Source organism: Mycobacterium sp. TH-M106 (genome assembly GCF_057473765.1).
The window spans coordinates 1-2,014 of sequence record NZ_JBYCLE010000020.1 but is presented as its reverse complement, the minus strand read 5'-3'; the positions used below and the strand labels follow the sequence as shown (position 1 = coordinate 2,014).

The window sequence follows — 2,014 nt, the reverse complement described above, 5'->3', positions numbered from 1 at the left end:
TTGAGGGTTTCCGAACCGTAGTTCGCCGTCCAACTCGGCGCGCCGATGCCCGGGTAGTACCGCTGCCTCCAGATCACATGGAGCACTCCCCATCGTTGTGCATTCGCCAAGGCATACCCGGCGATTTGGTTGCCGAGGTCGATACCCTCGGCGCTGTCATGGTTCGGGATCATCACGTCGATCGCCAACCCGTTCGGATGCCAACGCAAGGTGTCCTGCCGGAACCCGCCGATGTTGGTGATCTGGGGAAACAGCACACTGATGGCCCGGGCCGCCCAGATGGTCTTGACTTGCAGCCCCTCTTCTGGCGCGATGCCGGAAGGTAGCTCGAACTGGAAATCCTTTGCGGCGGTAGGCGCGTTGGCCGCCACCACTTTCACCTCCGCGGGACTGGCGGTAGGTGGCGCGCCGGCCGGCACGGACTCGTGGGTTGGCGGGGCTGCTGCCGGGGCTTCACCGCAGCACGGTGGCTCGGTGTCTTGGGCGTAAAGCATGGCTCCGGAGACGGCCAGCGCGGCGGCCAATGCCAGCCAGCGGCGGCGGCGCTTCGTTGGCCCGTCTTTCGCCACGGGTTACTCCTACGTCATGCCGCTGCCGGTTGGCAAGGTTCAATTCGGTTTTCATGGTCCAACACCCACGGTCGGCCTGCACGGCTTCGATTCCGTCGGAGCAGGGTGCGCGGAAAGTCGAGGCTAGCCTTTCTTTACTGAGGGAAAGCTACACTCTGCTTGGCCGAGAAAACATCGACAACGCATTTCTTCGCGCAGGCTTAGTTTACTAAGGAACAGCATGCCTAAATAAGCACAACCTTCGTTGCAAACCGCTATAACCTGCGGTAACGTAGCCGCCATGCCCAAACACCACACCCCCGAAACCAAATTCCACGCACTCCTACAAGAACAAATCCGCAACGAATTCACGACGGCACAGCAATACCTTGCGATCGCCGCGTGCTTCGACAACGACGACCTGCCGCAACTGGCGAAATACTTCTACCGCCACGCCGACGAGGAACGCAACCACGCGATGAAGATCGTCCAGTACTTCATCGACCGCGACTTCGCCGTGGAGATCCCCGGCACCGACGAGGTCCGCAACCACTTCGACACCCCCCACCAGGCCATCGCCCTCGCGCTGGACTCAGAACGCATAGTCACCAAACAGGTCAGCACACTGGCCGCCACCGCCCGCGCCGAAGGCGACTACCTCGGCGAGCAGTTCATGTGGTGGTACCTCGCCGAACAGGTCGAAGAAGAGGCGGTGATGACCACCCTGCTCAACGTCGCCGAGCGAGCCGGAGACAACCTGTTCGACCACGAGGAATTCGTCGCCCGCGACATCAACTCCTAATCCCCCTCCGCGCGGGCACGCCGACTGCGTGCCCGCGCTGCACCCCAACCCGGTCAACCAGCACCGCCGCCCCAGCCCGGGCGGCGGTGCTCACCACCAAGCCACTCACAAACCACTCACCACCAGTCGCAGAGCAGCGGTGAGTGAGCGTCTCGAACATCCCGCGGGTGGCGCTGATGGGCAGCGATTGGACCGGAGCGCCGGCGCTCACGTCCCCGTGTATGGTAACGACATTCATTGTCGATAAGACCACGAGGGTGGAGGTTGTCATGCCTTTTGTCGCCGCGCAACCGGAGATGCTGGAGGTGTCCGCCGGTCACTTGGCTGGTGTCGGCTCGGCGGTGGCCGAGCAGAACGCAGCTGCGGAGGCGCCGATTACCGCAGTGCTGCCGGCCGGCGCCGACGCGGTGTCGGTGCTGACCGCGGCCCAGTTCGCCTCTTACGGCCGGATGTATCAGCTGATCAGCGCGCAGGCCGACACGATTTTGGATCTGCTCGTCACAACCTTGCGCGAAAGCGCTGGATCGTATGCGGTGACCGAAGCCGCCAATGCGTTCGTCGCCGGGGGGTGAGGTGATGGCGGGTGGGCTGGATTTTGCGGCGTTGCCTCCGGAGGTTAATTCCGGTCTGATCTATGCGGGTTCGGGTCCGCAGTCGCTGATGG

General features: G+C 63.1%; 4 protein-coding genes. 3 read left to right on the top strand and 1 reads right to left on the bottom strand.

Annotated features, from left to right (window positions below; genetic code table 11):
* The coding region (locus AC2VOP_RS00665; protein ID WP_486959172.1) for a VldE C-terminal domain-containing protein at positions 1-569 on the bottom strand (569 nt) is incomplete at its 3' end.
* Between the two features lie 280 nt (positions 570-849).
* Here AC2VOP_RS00665 and AC2VOP_RS00660 point away from each other — a divergent pair.
* The 3 genes from AC2VOP_RS00660 to AC2VOP_RS00650 form a co-directional block, all read left to right on the top strand.
* Positions 850-1,350 (top strand): ferritin, encoded by a 501-nt coding sequence (locus AC2VOP_RS00660; RefSeq protein ID WP_486959171.1) that lies wholly within the window; start codon positions 850-852, stop codon positions 1,348-1,350.
* A 269-nt stretch (positions 1,351-1,619) separates the two neighbouring features.
* A complete protein-coding gene (locus AC2VOP_RS00655) occupies positions 1,620-1,922 on the top strand; it encodes a PE family protein (protein WP_486959170.1) in 303 nt (100 codons plus the stop codon).
* Positions 1,900-2,014 (top strand): PPE domain-containing protein (locus tag AC2VOP_RS00650; RefSeq protein ID WP_486959173.1); only part of this gene is annotated, 115 nt, incomplete at its 3' end. The genes AC2VOP_RS00655 and AC2VOP_RS00650, both read left to right, overlap by 23 nt.